The sequence below is a fragment of the Nocardioides sp. Root240 genome, from assembly GCF_001428825.1.
Classification (GTDB): Bacteria; Actinomycetota; Actinomycetes; order Propionibacteriales; family Nocardioidaceae; genus Nocardioides.
The window spans coordinates 1-357 of sequence record NZ_LMIT01000010.1 but is presented as its reverse complement, the minus strand read 5'-3'; the positions used below and the strand labels follow the sequence as shown (position 1 = coordinate 357).

The following is a 357-nucleotide window of genomic DNA, read 5'->3' as shown; positions in this document are numbered from 1 at the left end:
GTGCCCGTCCGGCGTGGTGGGCCGAGGCTGGTCCACCCCGGTGGTGAGGGCACCCCCGGCATCAGCGACCTGGCGTTGGACGAGATCGCCATCGCCCGCTGCGAAGGTGTGGGTGCGACCCGACGGGCTCTCGCTGATGCGCTCGACCTGCGGCACCGGCTCCCGCTCGTGTGGGCCCGTGCCCAGAAGCTCGAGTGTGAGACCTGGGTGGTCCGCCGGGTCGCGGCCCTGTCGCGGAAGCTGACCCGTGACCAGGTCCGGATCGTGGATGTCGCGGTCGCTGCAGCGTTGGGTCAGGCGCCGAACCGGATCCTCGCGATCGCCGAGGCCAAGATCATCGAAGCCGACACCACCACC

General features: G+C 71.1%; 1 pseudogene. It reads left to right on the top strand.

Annotated elements, in window-relative coordinates:
• Nucleotides 1-357, top strand: a pseudogene (locus tag ASE20_RS09945) (hypothetical protein); the annotation flags it as partial.